Origin of the sequence: Arenimonas sp. (assembly GCF_019459675.1) — a bacterium.
Classification (GTDB): domain Bacteria; phylum Pseudomonadota; class Gammaproteobacteria; order Xanthomonadales; family Xanthomonadaceae; genus Arenimonas.
This window is the reverse complement of sequence record NZ_JAIBFH010000123.1, coordinates 1-2,271: the sequence shown is the minus strand read 5'-3', so window position 1 is coordinate 2,271 and position 2,271 is coordinate 1. Positions and strand designations below refer to the sequence as shown.

At 65.4% G+C, this 2,271-nt stretch carries 1 protein-coding gene and 1 pseudogene; both read right to left on the bottom strand.

Annotated elements, in window-relative coordinates:
• Nucleotides 1–173 (bottom strand): annotated as a pseudogene (locus K0M70_RS04465) (UDP-3-O-(3-hydroxymyristoyl)glucosamine N-acyltransferase); the annotation flags it as partial.
• A 10-nt stretch (nt 174–183) separates the two neighbouring features.
• The coding region (gene bamA / locus K0M70_RS04460) for an outer membrane protein assembly factor BamA (protein WP_290779813.1) at nt 184–2,271 on the bottom strand (2,088 nt) is incomplete at its 5' end.

Below are 2,271 nucleotides of genomic sequence, written 5' to 3'. Positions count from 1 at the left end.
GGGGCGGCCAGCTCCTTGCGGTAGCGCGGGTTGGCCAGGAAACCCAGCTGCCCGGCACCGGCACCGGCCAGCGTGCCCACGCCCTGGATGACGGTGCTGCCGGCGCCACGCAGCTCAAGCCCGAACCGCTCCGCCAGTTCGGAAAGCGTGTGGGACCGGACCGGCGTGGCCAAGCCGGCCGCCTTAGAAACGACCGCCGAAGGTGAACTGCAGGCGCTCGAGCCGGTCGGTGCGCTCGCGCTGGAACGGCGCGGCGTAGCTGATCGCGATCGGACCCACCGGCGACTGCCACTGCAGCGAAACACCGGCCGAGATGCGCAGCGTCTTGGCTTCCCACGAGTCAACCGAGCGGTAGACGTTGCCGTAGTCGATGAAGGCCGACAGGCGCGTGCCGCGGCTGTCGAACAGCGTCGGGAAGTAAAGCTCGAACGTGCCCGCGGTCTTGAACGAGCCGCCGATGGGCTGGCGGAAATCGGAGCTGAACGCGTAGAACGGACCGATGGTGTTGGTTTCGAAGCCGCGCACCGACTGCGGGCCGCCGGCGTAGTAGTTGCGGAAGAACGGCAGGCCGCACTCGGTGAACTGACCCGGGACGACGGCGCCGAACTCGTCGTAGACGCGGCAGGTCTGGTCCTTGGTGACGCCGTAGCTGTCGCCGTAGCCCAGCTCCGCGCCAACCTTCAGGCCCAGCCAGTTGGTGACGGGAATGTAGCTTTCGAAGTTGTAGCTCAGGCGGTAGTACTCGAGGTCGCTGCCCGGCAGGACGATTTCCGCGCCCACGCGGTTGTAGATGCCGCGGGTGGGCATCAGGAAGTCGTTGCGCGAATCGCGCTGCCAGCCCAGCTGCACGCGCCAGGCGTTGACGTTCCACTTGCGGAACGAGCCGCTCTGCAGCGGGTCGATGGTGGTCGGGTCGTCGTCGTCGTTGTCGGGAGGCGTGGTGGCGTCGAGATCGTCGTCGATCTGGAAGGTCGGGAAGCGTGCGCGGTCGCCCAGCGAATTCACCAGGTAGTCGATCAGCAGCGGCGGCGTGCTGTTGTCGTCGGTGGTCAGCTGGTTGCGGTCGATGCCCAGCGACATCGAGATGCTGTCGGTCTCGGTCAGCGGGATGCCGATCTGGAATTCACCCGAGGCCACCGCATTGTCGAACTGCGCCAGGTTGTCGGAGGCGCTGCGGGTGTAGCTGAAGTCGCTGTAGTTGAGGTTGAAGCCCAGGCTCACGCCGTCGTCGGTGAAGTAAGGGTCGGTGACGCCCAGCGAGAACTGCTTGGAGAAGCTGTTGTTCTGCACCGCCAGGCTGAAGCGGTTGCCCGTGCCCAGGAAGTTGTTCTGCGTGAGCTGGACGCTGGTGATCAGGCCGTACGCCTGCTGGTAGCCCAGGCCGAACGTGAACTGGCCGGAGTTGCGCTCCTTCACGGTGATCACCACGTCCACCTGGTCGGGCTGGCCGGCCACTTCGGGGGTTTCGATGTCCACGGTGTCGAAGTAGCCCAGGCGCTGCATGCGGACCTTGGAGCGGTCCACCGCGGCCTGCGAGAACCACGCGCCTTCGAACTGGCGCATTTCGCGGCGCATCACTTCGTCGGCGGTGGTGGCGTTGCCGATGAAGACGATGCGGCGGACCTGCACGCGCGGGCCCGGTTCGACGAAGAAGTTGACGCTGAGCGTGCGGCCTTCGCGGTCGATCTCCGGCACCGGGTTCACCTGCGCGAACGCATAGCCGATGTTGCCCAGGGTGGCGATGATGCCGTCGCTGGTCAGCTCGACCAGCGCGCGCGAGAAGGTCTCGCCTTCCTTGAGCGCCACCAGCTTTTCGATGTCTTCCAGCGGAAGGATGGTGTCGCCGGTGACCTTCACCGAGGAAACGGTGTAGATCTCGCCCTCGGCGACGTTGGCGGTGACGAAGATGTCGCGCTTGTCGGGGGTGATGGCGACCTGGGTGGATTCGACGTTGAAGTCGACGTAGCCGCGGTCGAGGTAGTAGTTGGACAGCTTTTCCAGGTCGCCCGAAAGCTTCTCGCGCGAATACTGGTCGTCGCGGCGGTACCACGACAGCCAGTTGGTGGTGCCCGACTCCCAGCCCTCGCGGATGTCTAGGTCGGTATAGGTCGGGTTGCCCACGATGTTGATGTCGCGGATGCGCGCGGCCTTGCCTTCGGCGATCGCGATGGTGATGTCGACGCGGTTGCGGTCGAGGTTGGTGAGCGTCGGGGTGATGGAGACGTTGTACTTGCCGCGGTTGTTGTACTGGCGGATCAGTTCCTGAGTGAC